This is a genomic window from Streptomyces sp. NPDC018947 (assembly GCF_044390505.1).
GTDB lineage: Bacteria > Actinomycetota > Actinomycetes > Streptomycetales > Streptomycetaceae > Streptomyces.
The window spans coordinates 17,278-37,322 of record NZ_JBIRZD010000009.1; the positions used below are offsets into that span (position 1 = coordinate 17,278).

Consider the following 20,045-nt stretch of genomic DNA (forward strand, 5'->3'; position numbering starts at 1 on the left):
GCAGCGAGGTCCCGGGGATTCCGGGCACGACGGAGGAACGGGACGCAGTGGGCAGCAGGAGGGCCGCCACCGGGCGGCGCAGGACGAGACCCGCCCTGATCGGCGGAGTGGCCGCCCTCGTCGTCGGCGGCGCGGGCGTCGGCGCGTGGGCGGTGTACGGCGGCGGAGCGGCGGCCGAGGAGACCGCGCGGAGCACCGCCGCGGCGGCCCGGGAGAAGGTGAAGTCGGGCCCGCTGACGGCGGCCGAGGTGACCACGACGGCCCAGCGGTTCCTCACGGCCTGGCAGCGGGGCGACATCGCCGGTGCCGCCGCCGCGACCGACGACGCCGAGGCCGCCACTGCCCTGCTCACCGGCTACGCGAAGGACGCCCGCGTCACGGACGTCACGCTCACCGCGGGCACCCCGGCCGGCGCGAAGGTCCCGTTCTCCGTCAAGGGCACGGTGCGGTACCGGGGCGAGGCCGGGGGCGAGGAGGTCGGCAAGCCGCTCGCCTACGACAGCGCGCTCACCGTGGTCCGCCGGGCCGGCGACGGCGAGCCGGCCGTGGGCTGGCGGGCGTCGGTCGTCCACCCGGAGCTGAAGGACGGCGACAGGCTGGTGACCGGCGAGGCCGGGACACCGCCGGTCAAGGCCCTGGACCGCGACGGCGGCGAGATCACCGCCGCGAAGTACCCCTCGCTCGGCACCGTCCTGGACGGGCTGCGCGAGAAGTACGGCAAGAAGGCCGGCGGCGCGGCGGGCATCGAGCTGCGCGTGGTCCGCGGCAAGGAGTCCAAGGCGGCGAAGGCGTCCGACAAGACCCTGCTGGAGCTGCGCGAGGGCACGCCGGGCACGGTCAGGACGACCCTGGACCCGGCGCTCCAGTCGGCGGCGGAGCAGCAGGTGGCCAGGAAGCCGCGGGCGTCGGTCGCGCTGCTGCGCGCCTCCACGGGCGAGATCCTCGCGGTCGCCAACAGCGGCCACGGCTTCAACACCGCCTTCCAGGGCTCCCTCGCGCCCGGCTCCACGATGAAGGTGATCACCTCCTCGCTGCTCATCGAGAAGGGCCTCGCCTCGGTCGACGAGCAGCACCCGTGCCCGAAGTACTTCAGCTACGGCGGCTGGAAGTTCCAGAACGACGACGAGTTCGAGATAAAGAACGGCACGTTCAGGGCGAGCTTCGCGCGCTCCTGCAACACGGCCTTCATCAGCCAGGCCCCGGAGCTGGAGGACGACGACCTGACCCGGCAGGCGAAGGAGGTGTTCGGCCTGTCGATGAACAACTGGTCCGTCGGCGTGCCCACCTTCGACGGCTCGGTGCCGGTGCAGAGCGCGGCGCCGATGGCCGCCTCCCTCATCGGGCAGGGCGGGGTGCGGATGAACCCGCTGAACATGGCCTCCGTCTCGGCGACGGTCAGGACGGGCAACTTCCACCAGCCGTACCTGGTCGCCCCCTCGGTCGACGGGCGCGAGCTCGCCACCGCCTCGCGCACGATGTCCGCGTCCACGCTGGGGCAGCTCCGCCGGCTGATGTCCTACACGGCGGCGTACGGCACGGCGGCCGAGGCGATGGCCGGGGTGAGCGGTGAGGTCGGCGCGAAGACCGGCTCCGCCGAGGTCGACGGGCAGGAGAAGCCCAACGGCTGGTTCACCGCGTACCGGGGCGACCTGGCCGCGGCGGGCGTGGTCCAGCAGGGCGGCCACGGAGGCGAGACCGCCGGTCCCCTCGTCGCGGCGCTGCTGAAGGCGGGCGGCTGACGTCTCCCGGGGCGGCCCGGTGCCGGCTCAGTGCGGCACCGGCTGCGCCACGGCCGTGTAGGTGCGGCGCAGGAACCGCGTGAGCGCCTTGGTCTCGAACTGCACCACGGAGCAGCCCTGCGGGGTGTGGAACTCGACGACGGCCTGCACCCGTCCGCAGGGCCACACCCGCACCTCGCCGGTCCCGGCGGGGGCCCGCAGGCCCTGTTCGAGCAGGTCGCGGGGGAACGTCCACTCGCGCGCCGCGGTGTTCCGGCCCCGTCCGGGCAGGGCGACGCGGACCGAGCGGGGGTCGTGATCGGGGTCGTACCGCAGCACGACGGGTATGGCGCCGCCGTCGTCCTCGTCGGGGACGTCCGCGTCCGTGAGGATGTGGGCTCGTGCGTACTGTTCGACCACGGACATGGGGTCACCCCTCACGCTCTGTCACTGGCGCGGAAGCCACCGTTCCGCTTCACATCGGGTGTCCCGTATTCCCGGGATGACACCCTTCGGGACACTCACCCCCGCCGCCCCCCGGTGGCACCCCCGGGGATATCTCACATCTGAGATGACGAGGCCGTCGCTCTTGCAAGAGGTTCGCAACAAGCCCCTATCATCGAGCCGTGCATGTACCTGACGGATTCATCGACGCCCCGACCTCCGCCGTGACCGGTGTCGTCGCCGCCGGCGCCATCGCGGTCAGCCTGCGCGGCGCGCGCCGGGAGCTGGACGAGCGGACGGCCCCTCTGGGCGGCCTGGTCGCGGCGTTCATCTTCGCGGTGCAGATGCTGAACTTCCCGGTCGCCGCGGGAACGAGCGGCCATCTGCTCGGCGGCGCCCTCGCGGCGATACTCGTGGGGCCCTACACGGGCATCCTGTGCGTCTCCGTCGTCCTGCTCATGCAGGGCATCCTCTTCGCCGACGGCGGCCTGACCGCGCTCGGCGTGAACATCACGGACATGGCGCTCGTCACCACGGTCGTCGCCTACGCCCTCTTCCGGGGCCTGGTGAAGGTCCTGCCGCGCTCCCGCCGGTCGGTCACCGTCGCCTCCTTCGTCGCCGCGCTCGTCTCCGTGCCGGCCGCCGCCCTCGCCTTCACGGCGCTGTACGGGATCGGCGGCACCACCGACGTCGCCATCGGCAAGGTCGCCACCGCCATGGTCGGCGTGCACCTGCTCATCGGCATCGGCGAGGCCGCGATCACCGCGCTGACCGTGGGCGCCGTCATCGCCGTACGCCCGGACCTGGTGTACGGCGCCCGCGGGCTGCGGCAGCGGCTGAAGCTGCGCGTGGGCGGCGAACTCGTCGACGCGCCCGCGGCCGAACCCGGGCCCGCCGCCCGCTCGCCGCGCAAGGTGTGGCTGGCCGGCCTGGCCACCTCCCTGGTGCTCGCCGGATTCGTCAGCTTCTACGCCTCCGCGAACCCCGACGGCCTGGAGAAGGTCGCCGCCGACAAGGGCATCGACAAGAAGGCCGAGGAGCACGCGAACGCCGACTCCCCGCTCGCCGACTACGGGGTCGAGGACGTGGGCGACGCCCGACTGTCCGGCGGCCTCGCGGGCGTCATCGGCGTCGGCGTGACGGTCGTCGCGGGCAGCGCGGTGTTCTGGGCGGTGCGCAGGCGGCGCGCCGGCGACACGTCGCCGGGCAGCACGACCACCGGCGCGACCACCGGCACGACCGGCGACTCGGGCGTCTGAGATGGGCGCGGGACACGCACACCGGCTCTACCGGCACGGGCACTCCCCCGTGCACGGTCTGCCGCCGCACACCAAGCTCGCCGCGGCCTTCGCCTTCGTGATCGTCGTGGTCTCCACACCCCGCGAGGCGATGTGGGCCTTCGGCCTGTACGCCGTGCTGCTCGCCGCGGTGGCGTACGCGGCGCGCGTCCCGGCCGCCTTCCTGCTCAAGCGGCTGCTGATCGAGGTGCCGTTCGTCGCGTTCGCCGTGCTGATGCCGTTCGTGGCCGAGGGCGAGCGGGTCGAGGTCCTCGGCATGTCGCTGAGCGTCAGCGGCCTGTGGGGTGCCTGGAACGTGCTGGCCAAGGGCACCCTGGGCGTCGCCGCCTCCGTGCTGCTCGCCTCCACCACCGAACTGCGCGAACTGCTGCTCGGCCTGCAGCGGCTGAAGCTGCCGCCGCTGCTGGTGCAGATCGCCTCCTTCATGATCCGGTACGGGGACGTCATCACCGACGAGATGCGCAGGATGCGGATCGCCCGCGAGTCCCGCGGCTTCGAGGCGAAGGGCGTCCGCCACTGGGGCGTGCTCGCCAAGTCCGCCGGAGCGCTGTTCATCCGGTCCTACGAGCGCGGCGAACGCGTCCACCTGGCCATGGTCAGCCGGGGGTACGCCGGTTCCATGCCGGTCATCGACGAGGTGAGCGCGTCCCGCGCGCAGTGGTCGTACGCACTGGCCCTCCCCTGTGCGGCGCTGGTCGTCTGTCTGCTGGGATGGACGCTGTGACTGCTTCCCTGGAGGTCTCCGGCCTCGCCTTCGCCTACCCCGACGGCCACCAGGCCCTGTTCGGCGTGGACTTCTCCGTCGCCCGCGGCGAGCGGGTCGCGCTGCTCGGCCCCAACGGCGCCGGCAAGACGACCCTCGTCCTGCACCTCAACGGCATCCTGACCGGCGGCACCGGCACGGTCACCGTCGCCGGACTGCCCGTCGCCAAGAAGCACATGGCCCAGATCCGGCGCCGGGTCGGCATCGTCTTCCAGGACCCCGACGACCAGCTCTTCATGCCGACCGTGCGCGAGGACGTGGCGTTCGGACCGGCGGCGGCCGGGCTGAAGGGGCCGGAGCTGGAGGCGCGTGTGGACCGGGCCCTCGGCCTGGTGGGCATGGAGGAGTTCAAGGACCGGCCCCCGCACCACCTCTCCTTCGGCCAGCGGCGCCGGGTGGCGGTGGCGACCGTGCTCGCCATGGAGCCGGAGATCCTGGTCCTGGACGAGCCGTCCTCCAACCTGGACCCGGCCTCCCGCCGCGAACTCGCCGACATCCTGCGCTCCCTCGACGTCACCGTCCTGATGGTCACCCACGACCTGCCCTACGCCCTGGAGCTGTGCCCCCGCTCCCTGATCCTCAGCGACGGGGTGATCGCGGCGGACGGGCCGACCGCCGGGCTGCTCTCCGACGACGCGCTGATGCGCGCCCACCGCCTCGAACTGCCCTTCGGCTTCGACCCGCGGTCGGTCACGAGCGGTACATGAGGAATCGCAGGCGGTCGGTGGCTGTTGCACCCACTGTCGCAGGCGATCGGAAGGGGTACGGGGAAGTGGACGCGGACGTGGTGGTGCACGGCACGGTGGCCGGGGGCTTCGAGCCGGTCCGGGACGCGTTCGCCCGGAACTTCGCGGCGCTCGGCGAGCGGGGCGCGGCGGTCGCCGTCTACCGGGACGGCCGCAAGGTCGTCGACCTGTGGGGCGGCACGAAGCACGTCGACGGCGCGGGCGACGCCGGTGACCCGGACGCGGGCTCCGCGCCGTGGCGCCGGGGCACCGCCCAGGTGGTGCGCTCGGTGACGAAGGGCGTCGCCGCCGCCGTACCGCTGCTGCTGCACCAGCGCGGCGAGCTGGACCTGGACGCGCCGGTCGGCGGGTACTGGCCGGAGTTCAAGGCGCACGGCAAGGAGCGGGTGCCGGTGAGGCACCTGCTGAACCACCGGGCCGGGCTGCCGGTCCTGGACCGTCCGCTCACCCCCGCGGAGGCCCTCGACCCGCTGCGGGCCGCCGAGGCCGTCGCCGCCCAGGCACCGGTCTGGGAGCCGGGCACCGACCACGGGTACCACGCGCTGACGTACGGCTGGCTGCTGGACGAGCTGGTGCGCAGGGTGACGGGCGGGCGGAGCGCGGGCGAGTGGCTGGCCGAGGAGGTCACCGGGCCGCTGGGCCTGGACCTGTGGATCGGCCTGCCCGCCGAGGAGGAGGCCGCGGGCCGCGCCGGCCGGGTCGGAGCCGTCGAGGAACCCGAGCCCGAGGGCGGGCTGCGGCTGCGCCCGAAGCGCTCGGTCACCGAGGCCTACGAGGACCCCGGCTCCCTCACCCGCCGCGCCTTCGCCGCGATCACGCCGACGCCCGACCAGAACGACCCGGCGTACCGGGCGGCGGCCCTCCCCGCGGCCAACGGCATCGCCACCGCCGAGGCACTGGCCCGGTTCTACGCCGCGCTGATCGGCGACGTGGACGGCGCCACCCGGCACCCGCGCCTCTTCGACCCGGCGACGCTGCGGCGGGCCCGTTCCGAGGAGTCGGCGGGCCCCGACCGCGTCCTGGTCGTCGGCACCCGCTTCGGCCTCGGTTACATGCTGCACGGCAGCGCGTCCCCGTTCCTGTCCCCCGGCTCCTTCGGCCATCCCGGCCGCGGCGGCTCCCTCGGCTTCGCCGACCCGGAGGCGGGCGTCGCCTTCGGCTACGTCACCAACGGCTTCCGCCGGAGCGTGACGTCCGACCCGCGGGCACAGGCCCTGGTGCGGGCGGTCCGGGCGTCGCTCGACGCGGGCTGAGACGCGGCGCGGGGGGCGCCGCCGCGCCGGACGGCTCAGACGTGGATCGGGTGGGAGATCCGCCCGGACGCCTCGTCGATCTCGCCGTGCGCCTTGGTGAGCAGCATCATCGCCAGCTCGTTCAACGCCCGTGCGCCGGCGACCTCCTCACCGACACGTGGCTGTTCCGCGTCGACCCGGTGACGGGTGGCGTGGCCGTGCGCCCGCACCTCGGTGCCGTCGGGAAGCCGCACCATCGCGACCGCCCGCGTGTGCCGGCCGTCCTCCATGAACTCCATCTCGACGTGCCATCCCACTGCGGTGTGCATCATGACGATCACCTCCGGAACACCTCCTTCCAGGGTGCTCCTCGCGGTCGCCGTACGCACCATCGCGGGCTTGGTCGTCCGGCATGCGGTACGCCTCGGCGACGCCGCCGGCCGTACGCGGCGCGGGGCCCCCGTCCCGTGCGCGGCGCCGGCCGGCCGGTGGACTCACGCGGAGCGCTCGCGCACGTCCACGAGGGTGGCGCCGGCGGCGTCGACGAGGTCTCCCGGTGCCATCGGGAAGACGGCGTACGGGGTGCCGGCCGCCGCCCACACCGTGTCGTGCGCGAGGAGGGACCGGTCGGCGAGGACGCGGGTGCGGCTGCGGTGCCCGAAGGGCGGCACGCCGCCGATGGCGTACCCGGTGGTCTCGCGCACGACGTCGGCCTCGGCCCGCGTGACCTTGCCGGCGCCCAGCTCCTCGCGGACCCGGTCCACGTCGACGCGGGAGGCGCCGTCCATGAGGACCAGCACCGGGACCCCGTCCGCGGCGAAGATCAGCGACTTGCAGATCTGGCTCAGCTCGCACCCGATCGCGGCGGCCGCCTCGGCGGCGGTCCGGGTGGAGTCCGGGAAGCGCCGGATACGGCCGGCCAGGTCGTCCAGTCCGAGCGTCCTCAGGGCTTCGGCGAAACGGGGGTGCGCGGCGGTGCCGCCTTCGGTCGTCGTCATGCCGGGCACGGTAGCGGTGCCTGTACGGCACACGCGACCGCTTACCGGATGCCGGCCGGGCCGCCGGGGACGAGGAAGCCGGTGAGGGCAGCCCCGTCCCCACGGAACCCTCACCGGCTGGTCTGTCGTCGGGTGCGGCGCGTCAGGTGCGGGCCAGCTCCCTGTCCTCGTCGGGGTCGGTGTGCCTGCCGGCCGTGCGCAGGCCCTCGCCCTCGACGTCCACGTTGGGCAGGGCGCGGTCCAGCCACTTCGGCAGCCACCAGGCCTTCCTGCCCAGCAGGGCCAGGACGGCCGGGACGATGGCCATGCGGACGACGAACGCGTCGAAGAAGACGGCGATCGCCAGGCCGAAGCCGATCATCTTGACCATGGACTCGCTGGAGCCGATGAAGCCCGCGAAGACCGCCATCATGATCACCGCGGCCGCGGTGACGACCCGGGCGCCGTGCCGGAAGCCGGTGACCACGGCCTGGTTCGGCTTCTCGCCGTGGACGTACGCCTCCCTCATCCGGGTGACCAGGAAGACCTCGTAGTCCATCGCCAGGCCGAAGACCACGCCCACCATGAAGATCGGCATCATCGACATGACCGGGCCGGTCTCCTCGACGCCCATCAGGCCGGACAGCCAGCCCCACTGGAAGACCGCGACGACCGCGCCGAGGGCCGCCATGACCGAGAGCAGGAAGCCGAGGGCCGCCTTCAGCGGGACCAGGATCGAGCGGAACACCACGATCAGCAGCAGGAAGGCCAGGCCGACGACCAGGACCAGGTAGGGCAGCAGGGCGTCGTTCAGCTTCTGGCTGACGTCGATGTTCATGGCGGTCGCGCCGGTGACCAGGGTCTCGGCGCCGGTGTCCGCCTTGATGTCGCCGCCCGTGTCACGGATGGCGTGCACCAGGTCCTCGGTCTGCACGGAGGACGGCTTGGAGTCCGGGATCACGGTGATCGTCGCGGTGTCGCCGGCCTTGTTGGGCGCGGGCGGGGTGACCGCGACGACGCCCTCGATGCCCTTGATCGAGTCGGCGACGTCGCTGAACGCGTCCTTCGGCGCGTCGGCGCCCTTGGCGTCCACCACCACCATCAGCGGCCCGTTGAAACCGGCGCCGAAGCCCTCCGACAGCAGGTCGTACGCCCGGCGCTGGGTCGTGGAGGTCGGCTGGGCGCCGTCGTCCGGCAGGCCCAGCTCCAGGGAGGTGGCGGGGATCGCGGCGGCGCCGAGGCCGAGGACGCCGAGCAGGAGGACGGCGACGGGCCGGCGGACGACGAAGCTCGCCCAGCGGGTGCCCATGTTGGGCCTGGCCGCGCCGGCCTCGTTCCTCGCGGCCGCGCGGGCCCCGCCCAGCAGCTTGCTCTTCTCCCCGGCCGGCTTGACCTTGCGGCCCGCGTAACCGAGCAGCGCGGGCACCATCGTGAGCGCGATCAGCACGGCGATGGCCACCGTGCCGGCCGCCGCGACGCCCATCTTGGTCAGCATCGGGATGTTGACGACCGCCAGGCCCACCAGGGCGATGACCACGGTGAGGCCGGCGAAGACCACGGCGGAGCCCGCGGTGCCGACGGCCCGGCCGGCCGCCTCCTCGCGTCCGCGGCCCTCGGCGAGTTCGGCGCGGTAGCGGGAGACGATGAACAGGGCGTAGTCGATGCCGACGGCGAGGCCGATCATCATGGCCAGGATCGAGGTGGTGGAGCCCAGCTCCAGCACGTTCGCCAGCGCGGTAATGGTCGAGACGCCGATGCCGACGCCGATCAGGGCCGTCAGCAGCGGCAGCCCGGCCGCGACCAGCGAGCCGAAGGTGATGACCAGGACGACGGCGGCGACCGCGATGCCGATGATCTCCGTGGAGCCGGTCTCCGGGACGGCCTGCAGCGCGTCACCGCCGATCTCGACGGTCAGCCCGGCGTCGCGGGCCTGCTGCGCGGCGTCCTCCAGGGCGTCCTTGGTGGACTCCTCCAGCTCCATGCCGGAGACGTCGTAGCGCACCGACGCGTAGGCGATCGTGCCGTCCTTGCTGACGGCGTTGCCCTGGTAGGGGTCGGCGACGGAGGTGACCTCGGAGCCGTCCGCCAGTTCGTGGACGGTCTTCTCGACGGTCGCCCTGTGACCGGCGTCCGTCATCTTCTGCCCGTCGGGCGCCTTGAAGACGACGCGTGCGGTCGCCCCGTCGGCGCTCTGGCCCGGGAAGCGCTGTTCGAGCAGGTCGAAGGCCTTCTGGGCCTCGGTGCCGGGTATCGAGAAGGACGAGTTGCCGGCGGGCGGGGCGCTGGCCGCGCCGACACCGGCGAGGGTCAGCAGCGCCACCCAGATCAGGGCGACGAAATGCCGTCGCCGGAAGGCGAGGCGGCCGAGTTTGTAGAGGAATGTGGCCACGAGGGCGTACTCCCGGTCAGGTCGTTGAGTCTTCAGGGCAGGTGTGATCAGCCCGACGACGTGAGCGGTGACGTCAGGTGGGGCTCGGCCGGGGACAGGCCGGGAAGAGCCGGACGATCAGGCGGAGCCGGACGGTCCGGAGGCTTCCGAGGGGCCGCGGGGAGCGACACCGAGAGCGGGGAGGATCACGGCGTCGACGTACGAGGTGAGGAAGTCACGGGTCGGCGGCCGGTCGTCCAGCAGGGTGCGCGTGGCGAAGCCGCCGACCAGCATGTGCACGAGGAAGTCCAGGGCCGGACAGTCCGCTCTGATCTCCCCCCGGTCGACCGCGCGTTGCAGCAGCCGCCGGAACTCCGCCATCTCCGGTTCGATGAGCTGTTCCCGGAACGCCTGGCGCAGATCCGGGTTCTGGTGGAGCGCCATGGCCACGCCCCGCATCAGCGCGGAGTTCTGGGCCATGGTGCAGTCGTCCTCGCGGGACATCAGGGCGTGCAGGTCGCCGCGGAGCGAGCCGGTGTCGATCTCGCCGGTCTTCCCGGGCTTGCCGTGCCGGATCGCCTTGACGACCAGCTCGGGCTTGCCGCCCCACTGGCGGTAGAGCGTCGCCTTGCTGGACCGGGTGCGGGCGGCCACGGCGTCCATGGTCAGGGCGTCGTAGCCGACCTCCCGGAGCAGGTCGAGCACCGCGCCGTACAGCTCGGCCTCGCGCTCGGGGGTGATCCGACTGCGGCGCGCGGTGGCGGCCTCGGTCATCTCGCTCCCCTCTCCGTTCAGAACGACACCGTTTCGTACAGGTCGAGGGTACCCCGGGCGGCTAGCGAAACGAAACGGTTTCGTTCGTGTTCTGGATCACGGTTGTCAGCTACCCATAAGTTGCCGGTGCCCAGCCCCCGGCAAAGCATGGGACGGGTGAGTTATCTGCGCCTTCCCCACCTCAGTGGCGACCGGTTGTGCTTCGTGGCCGAGGACGACCTCTGGCTCGCCGACCTCGACGGTCCGGGCCGGGCCTGGCGCCTCACCGTCGACCGCACCAAGGCCGGCCACCCGCGCTTCTCGCCCGACGGCCGCCACATCGCGTACACGAGCTGGCGCACTCTCGTGCCGGAGGTCCACCTCCTGCCGGTGGACGGCGGCCCCGGACGGCAGCTCACGCACTGGGGCGGCTTCGACACCCGCGTCTGCGGCTGGACGCCGCCCGACCCCGACGGCAGCAGCGCCGTCCTCGCCGTCGCCTCCCACGGCGAGCCCTTCTCCCATCTGACCTGGGCCTACAAGATCGCCCTCGACGGCGAGCCCGGCCGCAAGCTGCCCTGGGGCCCGGTGGCGGACATCCAGGCCGCCGACCTGGCGGGCGAGCGCAGGACGCTGCTGCTCACCGGCACCCCGCCGCACGAGCCCGCCGCCTGGAAGCGCTACCGGGGCGGCGCCACGGGCCGGCTCTGGCTGCACGGGCAGCGCCTGCTCGCGGATCTGGAGGGGCACCTCCACTCGCCCATGTTCGCCGGGGGCCGCATCGCCTTCCTCTCCGACCACGAGGGCGTCGGCAACCTCTACTCGTGCGCCCACGACGGCTCCGACCTGCGCCGCCACACCGACCACGACGCCTTCTACGCCCGGCACGCCTCCAGCGACGGCACGCGGGTGGTGTACCAGTGCGCGGGCGACCTGTGGATCGTCGACGACCTCTCGCCGGGCTCGGTGCCGCGCCGGCTCGACGTCCGGCTGAGCGGACCGCGCGCGGGGCGGCGTACGTACCAGGTGCCCGCCGCCCAGAACGTGGGCGGCCTCTCCGTCGACGAGACGGGGCGCGCGAGTGCCGTCGTCGTCCGCGGCAGCCTGTACTGGCTCACCCACCGGGACGGCCCGGCGCGCAGCATCGCCGACCCCCCCGGGGTACGGGTCCGGCTCCCGGAGATGCTCGGGGAGAGCGGACGGATCGCGTACGTGACGGACGCGGACGGCGAGGACGCCGTGGAGACCGCCTACCTGCCGCGGGCGACGGGGGGCCGGGCGCCCCGCCGGCTGGCCTCGGGCCGGCTCGGCCGCGTGCTGGAGCTGGTCTCGGACCCGGCGGGCGAGCGCCTCGCCGTCGCCTCCCACGACGGCCGGCTGCTGCTGCTCGACGTCCCGGACGAGACGGAGTCGGCGGCGGTGCTGGACGTCTCCGACGGGGCCTCCGGCGGTCCGGGTGAGGCGGACGCGGGGAGCGGGCGGGGCACGGGCGGCCCCGACGCGGGCGGCGAACCGGGGAGCGGCCCCGGCGCGGGCGGTGGGGCCGCCGCCGCCGAGGCGGCCGGCACCGGACAGGCCCCCGGCACGGACCCAGGCACCGGACAGGCCCCCGGTGCGGGCGACGGCGCCGGCGTCGGTGGGACGGGCGTGCCCGGCCGGCCGTTCACCGCCGTCACCGAGCTGATCCGGTCCGACAACGGCCCGGTCCGCGACCTGGCCTTCTCCCCCGACGGAGCCTGGCTGACCTGGTCCCACCCGGGCATCGGCCGCTCGCTGCGGCAGATCAAGCTGGCCCGGATCACCGACCCGGACGAGCCCTTCGTCATCGACGTCACCAACGGCCGCTTCGAGGACGAGAACCCCGTCTTCACCCGCGACGGCCGCTACCTGGCGTTCCTGTCCTGGCGCGGCTTCGACCCGGTGTACGACGTGCACACCGGGGACCTGTCCTTCCCGCTCGGCTGCCGCCCGTACCTGGTGCCGCTGTCCTCCGCGACCCCCTCCCCCTTCGCGCTGAACCCGGAGGGCCGCCCGGCCGCCGGCGGACTCGACCCGCTGGAGGACGAACCGGGCGAGGGCGGCCCGGTCACCGTGGAGGCGGAGGGGCTGGAGAACCGGGTGACCCCCTTCCCCGTGGCCGCCTCCAAGTACTCGGCGCTGCACCCGGTCGCGGGCGGCGGCCTGGTCTGGCTGCGCTGGCCGATCTCGGGGGCACTCGGCGAGACGTTCGCCAACCCGGACGACCCGAGCGAGCGCCCCACCCTGGAGCACTTCAGCCTCGCCAAGGCGAAGAAGTCCGAACTGGTCGGCCACCTCGACTGGTTCCGGGTCAGCGGCGACGGCACCCGCCTGGTCGTGCTGGACGAGGGCGACCTGCGCGCCGTACCGGCGACCGAGGCGGGCGACGGGGACTCGACCACCTGGATCGACCTGCGCCGCATCCTGCACGAGGTCGATCCGCCCGCCGAGTGGCGCCAGGCGTACGACGAGGCGGGCCGCCTGATCCGCGCCTACTTCTGGGACCCCGGCATGTGCGGCATCGACTGGGACGCGGTGCTGGACCAGTACCGCCCGCTGGTCGAACGGGTCGCCTCCCCCGACGACTTCGCCGACCTGCTGCGCGAGGTGCTGGGCGAACTGGGCACCTCGCACGCCTACGTCGCCGCCGCCCGGCGCAACGAGGGCCCGGCGCACTACCAGCGCTGGCAGGGCCTGCTCGGCGCCAACTTCGTGTGCCGGGACGGCCGCTGGGTGGTCAGGCGGATCCTGCCCGGCGACTCCTCGGACTCCAAGGCCCGTTCCCCGCTGGCCGGTACGGGCATCCGCGAGGGCGCCGTGCTGACGCACGTGGACGGCCGCCCGGTCGACCCGGTGGCGGGCCCGTCCCCGCTGCTGGCCGGCGCGGGCGCGACGACCGTCGAGCTGACCTTCGCGCCGGCCGGGGACGGCACGGGCCCCGCCCGCCGGGTCGCGGTCGTCCCGCTGATCGACGAACGCCCGCTGCGGTACCAGGACTGGGTGACCAAACGCCGCGAGGTGGTACGGCGGTTGAGCGGCGGACGCTGCGGCTACCTCCACATCCCCGACATGGGCGGCTCCGGCTGGGCGCAGTTCAACCGCGACCTGCGCATGGAGGTGTCGCGGCCCGCGCTGATCGTGGACGTGCGCGGCAACGCGGGCGGGCACATCAGCGAGCTGGTCATCGAGAAGCTGACGCGCACCATTCTGGGCTGGGACCTGACGCGGGACGCCCAGCCGGTGTCGTACACCTCCAACGCGCCGCGCGGACCGGTGGTGGCGCTCGCGGACGAGGCGACGTCCTCCGACGGCGACATGATCACGGCCGCGTTCAAACTGCTGCGCCTCGGCCCGGTGGTCGGCCAGCGCACCTGGGGCGGCGTGGTCGGCATGACCGGCCGGCACAGCCTGGGCGACGGCACGGTCATCACGGTGCCGATGAACGCGGCGTGGTTCGACGCGTACGGCTGGTCCGTGGAGAACTACGGCGTCGCCCCCGACGTGGAGGCTCTGCGCACCCCGCTGGACTGGGCCGAGGGCCGCTACCCGGTGCTGGACGAGGCGGTGCGGCTCGCGTTGGAGCTGCTGGAGACCAACCCGCCCGCGACGCCGCCGGGTTACGCGGACGTACCGGACCGCTCCCGGCCGCCGCTGCCGCCCCGGCGGTGACGGCCCCGGAGGGCGGCGACTCACCGTCCCCGCTCATGGAAGAGGCGCCCTCCGCACGGCGGAAGGCGCCTCCTCGGATCGGCTCAGCGGCCGCGCGTCAGGCGTCGTAGTTCTCCTCGAACCGCTCCTCCGCGTCCCGGCGGCGCGAGGACGGGTCGGCCTGGTCCTCGTCGCGACGGCGGTCGCGGTTGTGCATCTGGTCCTTCGCCTGCTCGGCACGCTGCTTGCCCTGCTGCTGCATGCGCTCGGCCTTGTCCTGGAACTGGTCCTTGATACCCATGTGGGTTCACTCCTGTTGGTCTTTCGGGCCGGCCGGATCGGCCGGGCCCGATCAGATTCACACGGGCGGTGACCCTGCGCATGTCGATCAGTGACGCTCCGTGGCGGACGTCGAACGGTGCTGTTCGTCGGCCGCTCCGCCCGCGCCGACCAGCCCCGTGCCCACGCCGCTCAGCCGGTCCGCGAAGCGCCGCACCTCGCGCTGGCCGACGGTGCCGATGAGCGCCGGCAGGTACCCGCGCACCCCCTGCATCCCGCGCAGCCACCACTGTCCGTACACATGGCCCGACCGGCGCTCGATGCCCTCCACGAGCCGGTCCACCGCCGGGCCCAGCGGATACGTCTTGTTCGACGGCCACGGCAGCCGCCGCCTCAGCTCCCGCATGACGTCGTCCTGGTCGGCGCCGCGCACCATGTCGGTGTCGGTCCACGACAGATAGCCGACGCCGACCTTCACGCCGCGAGGGCCGACCTCGGCGCGCAGGCTGTGCGCGTACGCCTCCACACCGGACTTGGAGGCGCAGTAGGCCGTCATCATCGGCGCGGGCGTGATCGCGGCCAGGGACGCGATCTGGAGCAGATAGCCGCGGCTGTCGAACAGCGCCGGCAGGAAGGCGCGGGCCGTCACCGCCGAGCCGATCAGGTTGACCTCGATGACCCGGCGCCAGGACTCGGGGTCGGAGGCGGCGAACGGACCGCCGGTGGCGACGCCCGCGTTGGCGACGACGATGTCGACCCTGCCGAACCGCTCCCGGACCTCACCGGCGACCCGGGCCATCGTCTCGTGGTCGGTGACGTCGGCGTGCCAGACCTCGCTGTCGGTGTGCAGCCGGGCCGAGACCTGCTTGAGCCCGTCCGGCTCCAGCCCGACCAGGGCGACCTTCACCCCGCGCGCGGAGAGCTTGCGGGCCAGCAACTCCCCGACGCCCCGCGCCGCTCCGGTGACGACGGCGACCCGGCCTTCCAGACTCACCCTGCTCATGCGCTCTCCTCGGCGTGTACGGCGTGCGTGTCTGCGGATTCCGCGGATCCTACGGACCGCCCCGGCCCCGCGGGCTTCGCGGATGCGGCGGGCTTCGCGGATGCCCTGGGCGTGACCGGTATGTGTTCGGCGGCGAGCGCGCGTATCTTCTCCGTGACCAGTTCCGGCGCCTCGACGGGCGTCATGTGACCGAGTCCCGGAAGTTCCGTCAGGCCCACGCAGTTGGGCAGCGCCTCGGCCAGCGAGCGGGCGTGCACGGGCGGGGTCAGCCGGTCCGCGGTGCCGACGATCACCTCGACGGGCACCCTCAACTCCCGTACGCCGTGGTCGAGGTCGAGCAGGTCCAGCACCTCCGACCAGGCGTGGCGCACCGCACGCGGGCAGGCGTGCACGATGCGGGCACACGCCTCGACCATGTGCGGGGCCGAACCGGGGCCCATCGTCCCGTACTTGAGGATCCTCAGCGCGACGGGCGTGACCGGCCCGAGCGGGGCCCTGGAGCCGAGGACGCGCCGGGTCAGCCAGGTGCGCACCCGGCCCTCCCGCAGCGGCAGCACGGTGGCGGACGCCACCAGCCGCGAACTGCCCGTGCTGCACAGCAGGACGGCCGCGGCGTGCTCCCGCACGGCGGGCCGCGCGGCGGCGGCCATGACCGTCATCCCGCCCATGGAGTGCCCGGCGATCACGGCCCGTTCGCCGGGCGCGAGGGTGGCCCTGAGCACCGCTTCCAGGTCGTCGGCGAGGGCGTCGGTGCCGCACGTACGGCTCGCCGGGCTGCGGCCGTGGCCGCGCTGGTCGTAGGCGATGACCCGGTGTCCGGCGGACAGGGCGCGGATCTGCGCCGCCCAGAAGGCGGTCGAGCAGGTCCAGCCGTGGGCCAGGACGACCGCGGGGGCGTTCTCGGGTCCGTGCACCTCCACGTGCAGCCGGGCCCCGTCGGCGGAGGTGACGGTCAGCACATGGGCGGGCACGGGCGGGGCGTAGGGACCGGAGGCGACGTACGCGATGCGGCTCACGCGCCCACCTCCGCGCTCGTGCCGGCGGGGGACTTCGCGGCCGCGGGTGCTGCGCGCAGCACCTCGTACTCGGCGAGGTCCACCCTCCGCGTCGCACGCCGGAACTCGGAGGTGGTGCCGGGCCAGATGGTGGTGTTGCGGCCGCTCGGGTCCAGGTACCAGCTCGTGCAGCCGCCGGTGTTCCACACGGTGCGCTTCATGCGCTCCTGCACCCGGTGGTTCCAGCCGCGCACGGCGGCGGGGCGGGCGTCGAGGGCGACCCTGCCGCCGAGGACGTCGAGCTGGCGCAGGTAGTCGGCCATGTAGTTCAACTGGGACTCGATGACGAGGATCATGGACGAGTTCCCGAGGCCGGTGTTGGGACCGATGATCGTCATCCAGTTGGGGAAGCCGGGCGCCGAGGCTCCCCGCAGGGCCTCCATGCCGCCCTTCCAGGTCTCCGCGAGCGTCCGCCCGTCCGCGCCCACGACCCGCTCGGCGATGGGCATGTCGGTGACGTGGAAACCGGTGCCGAAGATGATCACGTCGGCCTCGGCCTCGCTGCCGTCGGCGCCGACGAGGGTGCTGCCGCGCACCTCGCCGAGTCCGGCGGCGACCACGTCGACATTGGGCCGGGCGAGCGCCGGGTAGTACTCGCTCGACAGCAGGATCCGCTTGCAGCCGATGCGGTAGTCGGGGGTGAGCTTGGCGCGCAGGGCCGGGTCCTTGATGGCGGAGGCCATGTTGCGCTTGGCGATCCGCTCGACGAATCCCAGCTCGTTCGGGTGCTTGGTGAAGGCCTGCACCTGGAGTTCCCGGATGCCCCACAGCAGGCCCCGGCGCAGCTTGGTGGTGACGGGCAGCGCCCGGTGCAGGGCGCGCTCGGCGCCGCTGATCGCCCGGTCCATGCGGGGCATCACCCAGGCCGGGGTGCGCTGGAAGAGGGTGAGGCGGCCGACCTTCGGCTGGATGGCCGGGACGATCTGGATGGCGGAGGCGCCGGTGCCGATCACGGCGACGCGCTTGCCGGTGAGGTCGAGGTCGTGGTCCCAGCGGGCGGAGTGGAAGACCCTGCCGGGGAAGGAGTCGAGGCCGGGGACGTCCGGGACCTTGGGGTCGGACAGCGGGCCGGTGGCCGAGACGACGACGTCGGCCGTGAGGCTCCCGCGCGCCGTCTCTATCTCCCACCGCAACCGCTCCGCGTCCCACGCCGCCCGCTCCACCTCCGAGCCGAAGCGGATGTGGGGGCGCAGCCCGAAGGTGTCGGTCACGTGCTCCAGGTACGCCCGGATGTGCCGCTGCCCGGAGAAGGTGCGCGGCCACTCCGGGTTGGGCGCGAAGGAGAACGAGTAGAGGTGGGACGGCACGTCGCAGGCGCACCCCGGGTAGCTGTTGTCCCGCCAGGTGCCGCCGACGCTGTCGGACCTCTCGAGGACGACGAAGTCGGTGATCCCCTCGCGGCGCAGCCGCACGGCGGCCCCCAGCCCGCCGAAGCCGGACCCGATCACCGCCACCCGCACGTGTTCTCGAACCTGCTCGTGCTCGGCCATCACGAAGCCTCCACGCGTCGCCTAGAACTCCGCCAGTGAACACTGGCGCAATGGGGAGAGTAGAGCAGCTCCGTACTGATGGGTAGGGGGCGCGGCAAGGAAAGTTACCGCCGGTACGACATAGGCTTCCGGCGTGGCAGAAGACGCTGGAGACGCCGGACGACCCGCAGGCCCGCGCGAGTACCGCATGGAGGAACTGGCCCGGCTGGCCGGCATCACCGTGCGCACCCTGCGGTTCTACCGCGAGCGCAAGCTGATCCCGCCGCCCCGCCGCGAGGGCCGCATCGCCTGGTACGACGACCACCACCTGGCCCGCCTGCGCACCATCGCGGCGCTGCTGGAACGCGGCCACACCCTCAGCGGCATCGCGGAACTCGCCGACGCCTTCGACCACGGCCGCGACGTCGGCGATCTGCTCGGCATCGGCGAACCCACCGAGGAGACCCCGGTCCGCCTCACCCCCGAGGAACTCGCCGCCCGCTTCGAGGGCGAGGTCACCCCGGACAACCTCGCCGCCGCCATGGAACTGGGCTACCTGGGCACCGACGGCGACGAACTCGTCCACATCAGCCACCGCCTGCTGGACGTCTCCTCGGCGCTGGTCCGCGAGGGCATCCCCCTCGCCGAGGTCCTGGACGCCGGCAGACGCGTCCGCGACCACGCCGAGGCCCTCGCCGACATCTTCACCGAGCTGATCCTGCGCCACGCCACCGCCCAGGACGTCCCCCGCCTGCGCCCCCTGGCCCGCAGCGTGGTGGAGGCGGAACTCTCCCTCGCCCTGGACCGGAGACTGCGGGAGAAGCCGGACGAGGGTCAGCGCCCGTAGACGACGGTCACCGGCGCATGGTCCGACCAGCGCTCGGCGTGCGTGGCGGCCCGCTCGACGTACCCCTTCACGGCCCGGGCGGCCAGCCCCGGCGTCGCCACGTGGTAGTCGATCCTCCATCCCGAATCGTTGTCGAAGGCCCGCCCCCGGTACGACCACCACGAGTACGGTCCCTCCGCGTCGGGGTGCAGGGCGCGCACCACGTCGACGTAGCCGCCGTCGGAGGGGTCGAGGACGCGGCCGAGCCACTCCCGTTCCTCCGGGAGGAAGCCGGAGTTCTTGGTGTTGCCGCGCCAGTTCCTCAGGTCCGCCTGCCGGTGGGCGATGTTCCAGTCGCCGCAGACCACGACCTCGCGGCCCTCGGCGGCGGCGCGTCCGCCCAGTTCCTTGAGGTAGGGCAGGAACTCGCCCATGAAGCGGATCTTCTCGTCCTGGCGCTCGGTGCCGACCTCGCCGGAGGGCAGGTAGAGGGAGGCCACCGTCACACCGGGCAGGTCGGCCTCGACGTACCGGCCGCTCGTGTCGAACTCGGACGAGCCGAAGCCGATGCGGACGCGGTCGGGTTCCCGGCGGGTGTAGAGGGAGACCCCGGCGCGGCCCTTCGCGGCGGCGGGGGCGTGCGTCACGTGCCAGCCGTCGGGGGTGCGCACGTGCTCGGGCAACTGCTGGGGCTCGGCCCGCACCTCCTGAAGGCAGAGCACGTCGGCGGAGGTGTCCGCGAGCCACTCCACGAAGCCCTTCTTCGTGGCGGCGCGCAGACCGTTCACATTCACGGAGGTCACGGTGAGCATCAGCGCACGATACCGGCACACTGGACGATGTCCGTCTCCGGATTGCGCATCGACATACGGTAGGAAGCATGAACATACGCCGGGTCCCGTTCGACCACCCCGACGCCGTGAAGCTGAACGACGAGGTCCAGGCCGAGTACGACCTCCGCTACGGCGACGGCGGCGACGCCACCCAGCTCGACCCCGCGGACTTCACGCCGCCGAACGGCCTGTACCTGATCGCGTACGACGAGAACGACGTTCCGGTGGCCTCCGGCGGCTGGCGCAGCCAGGACGCGAACGACGAGGGCAATCTCGACGGTGACGCCGAGCTGAAGCGGATGTTCGTGATCGAGCAGATGCGCGGCCGGGGGCTGGCCCGGCGCATCCTGGCCGCCCTGGAGGAGGACGCCCGCGCGGCCGGCCGGTCCCGCATGGTCCTGGAGACCGGCACCAAGCAGCCGGAGGCCGTCGCCCTCTACGTCTCCAGCGGCTACGAGCCCTGCGAGAAGTTCGGCTACTACCGGTTCCACGAGGAGAGCCTCTGCTACGCGAAGGCCCTCCAGGTCCCGTAGGACGTACTCGGGAGGGTATGCCTGGCCCCACCCCAGGTCTCGCCCCTGCCGCACCGACCCGGCGGCCCCTGTCGCGGTTTCG

At 73.3% G+C, this 20,045-nt stretch carries 18 protein-coding genes; 8 read left to right on the forward strand and 10 right to left on the reverse strand.

Annotated elements, in window-relative coordinates:
• Window positions 1-47: 47 nt before the first annotated feature.
• Window positions 48-1,739, forward strand: coding sequence for a penicillin-binding transpeptidase domain-containing protein (locus ACH499_RS18220; RefSeq protein ID WP_399016863.1), 1,692 nt, complete (start codon window positions 48-50; stop codon window positions 1,737-1,739).
• A gap of 27 nt (window positions 1,740-1,766) precedes the next feature.
• On the opposite strand, the gene ACH499_RS18225 is transcribed toward ACH499_RS18220, so the two are convergent.
• On the reverse strand, window positions 1,767-2,144 hold the full coding sequence (locus ACH499_RS18225) for an SsgA family sporulation/cell division regulator (protein ID WP_356198630.1): 378 nt from the start codon (window positions 2,142-2,144) through the stop codon (window positions 1,767-1,769).
• Between the two features lie 200 nt (window positions 2,145-2,344).
• Between ACH499_RS18225 and ACH499_RS18230 the strand changes: the two genes are divergently transcribed.
• From ACH499_RS18230 to ACH499_RS18245, 4 genes are all read left to right on the forward strand, one after another.
• Window positions 2,345-3,421, forward strand: a complete 1,077-nt coding sequence (locus tag ACH499_RS18230; protein WP_399016865.1) for an energy-coupling factor ABC transporter permease — start codon at window positions 2,345-2,347, stop codon at window positions 3,419-3,421.
• Window position 3,422: 1 nt separating this feature from the next.
• Entirely contained in the window at window positions 3,423-4,184 is a 762-nt protein-coding gene (cbiQ, locus tag ACH499_RS18235; RefSeq protein WP_399016867.1) for a cobalt ECF transporter T component CbiQ, read from the forward strand.
• A complete protein-coding gene (locus ACH499_RS18240) occupies window positions 4,172-4,930 on the forward strand; it encodes an ABC transporter ATP-binding protein (RefSeq protein ID WP_356198634.1) in 759 nt (252 codons plus the stop codon). The genes cbiQ and ACH499_RS18240 overlap by 13 nt, the downstream gene beginning before the upstream one ends.
• Window positions 4,931-5,007: 77 nt before the next feature.
• Window positions 5,008-6,222, forward strand: a complete 1,215-nt coding sequence (locus ACH499_RS18245; protein WP_399017189.1) for a serine hydrolase domain-containing protein — start codon at window positions 5,008-5,010, stop codon at window positions 6,220-6,222.
• A 35-nt stretch (window positions 6,223-6,257) separates the two neighbouring features.
• On the opposite strand, the gene ACH499_RS18250 is transcribed toward ACH499_RS18245, so the two are convergent.
• From ACH499_RS18250 to ACH499_RS18265, 4 genes are all read right to left on the reverse strand, one after another.
• The gene (locus ACH499_RS18250; protein WP_356198636.1) at window positions 6,258-6,533 is read right to left on the reverse strand and encodes a DUF1876 domain-containing protein; all 276 of its coding nucleotides are present in this window, start codon (window positions 6,531-6,533) and stop codon (window positions 6,258-6,260) included.
• A gap of 162 nt (window positions 6,534-6,695) precedes the next feature.
• On the reverse strand, window positions 6,696-7,199 hold the full coding sequence (locus ACH499_RS18255) for a YbaK/EbsC family protein (RefSeq protein WP_399016869.1): 504 nt from the start codon (window positions 7,197-7,199) through the stop codon (window positions 6,696-6,698).
• Window positions 7,200-7,341: 142 nt separating this feature from the next.
• Window positions 7,342-9,567: an MMPL family transporter gene (locus tag ACH499_RS18260; protein ID WP_356198639.1), complete on the reverse strand. Its 2,226-nt coding sequence runs from the start codon at window positions 9,565-9,567 to the stop codon at window positions 7,342-7,344.
• Between the two features lie 117 nt (window positions 9,568-9,684).
• Window positions 9,685-10,320, reverse strand: a complete 636-nt coding sequence (locus tag ACH499_RS18265) for a TetR/AcrR family transcriptional regulator (RefSeq protein WP_356198641.1) — start codon at window positions 10,318-10,320, stop codon at window positions 9,685-9,687.
• Window positions 10,321-10,467: 147 nt separating this feature from the next.
• Here ACH499_RS18265 and ACH499_RS18270 point away from each other — a divergent pair, with 147 nt between their 5' ends.
• Window positions 10,468-13,986, forward strand: a complete 3,519-nt coding sequence (locus ACH499_RS18270) for a S41 family peptidase (protein WP_399016872.1) — start codon at window positions 10,468-10,470, stop codon at window positions 13,984-13,986.
• Window positions 13,987-14,083: 97 nt separating this feature from the next.
• Here ACH499_RS18270 and ACH499_RS18275 read toward each other — a convergent pair whose 3' ends face one another.
• The 4 genes from ACH499_RS18275 to ACH499_RS18290 all read right to left on the reverse strand — a co-directional run bounded on the left by ACH499_RS18275 (window position 14,084) and on the right by ACH499_RS18290 (window position 17,792).
• Window positions 14,084-14,266: a hypothetical protein gene (locus ACH499_RS18275; protein ID WP_356198645.1), complete on the reverse strand. Its 183-nt coding sequence runs from the start codon at window positions 14,264-14,266 to the stop codon at window positions 14,084-14,086.
• An 87-nt stretch (window positions 14,267-14,353) separates the two neighbouring features.
• Window positions 14,354-15,247: an SDR family oxidoreductase gene (locus ACH499_RS18280; RefSeq protein WP_356198646.1), complete on the reverse strand. Its 894-nt coding sequence runs from the start codon at window positions 15,245-15,247 to the stop codon at window positions 14,354-14,356.
• The gene (locus tag ACH499_RS18285) at window positions 15,244-16,263 is read right to left on the reverse strand and encodes an alpha/beta fold hydrolase (RefSeq protein WP_399016875.1); all 1,020 of its coding nucleotides are present in this window, start codon (window positions 16,261-16,263) and stop codon (window positions 15,244-15,246) included. The genes ACH499_RS18280 and ACH499_RS18285 overlap by 4 nt, the downstream gene beginning before the upstream one ends.
• Complete coding sequence (locus ACH499_RS18290; RefSeq protein ID WP_399016877.1) at window positions 16,260-17,792, reverse strand: flavin-containing monooxygenase; 1,533 nt, start codon at window positions 17,790-17,792, stop codon at window positions 16,260-16,262. Before ACH499_RS18290 ends, ACH499_RS18285 begins: the two co-directional genes overlap by 4 nt.
• A gap of 187 nt (window positions 17,793-17,979) precedes the next feature.
• Between ACH499_RS18290 and ACH499_RS18295 the strand changes: the two genes are divergently transcribed.
• Complete coding sequence (locus tag ACH499_RS18295; RefSeq protein WP_399017191.1) at window positions 17,980-18,618, forward strand: MerR family transcriptional regulator; 639 nt, start codon at window positions 17,980-17,982, stop codon at window positions 18,616-18,618.
• Here the strand turns inward: ACH499_RS18295 and ACH499_RS18300 are convergent.
• On the reverse strand, window positions 18,606-19,409 hold the full coding sequence (locus ACH499_RS18300; RefSeq protein WP_399016879.1) for an exodeoxyribonuclease III: 804 nt from the start codon (window positions 19,407-19,409) through the stop codon (window positions 18,606-18,608). The genes ACH499_RS18295 and ACH499_RS18300 overlap by 13 nt on opposite strands.
• Before the next feature lie 68 nt (window positions 19,410-19,477).
• Here ACH499_RS18300 and ACH499_RS18305 point away from each other — a divergent pair, with 68 nt between their 5' ends.
• Window positions 19,478-19,963 carry a GNAT family N-acetyltransferase gene (locus ACH499_RS18305; RefSeq protein WP_356198652.1) on the forward strand — a complete coding sequence of 162 codons (486 nt, stop codon included), beginning with the start codon at window positions 19,478-19,480 and terminating at the stop codon, window positions 19,961-19,963.
• Window positions 19,964-20,045: the final 82 nt, after the last annotated feature.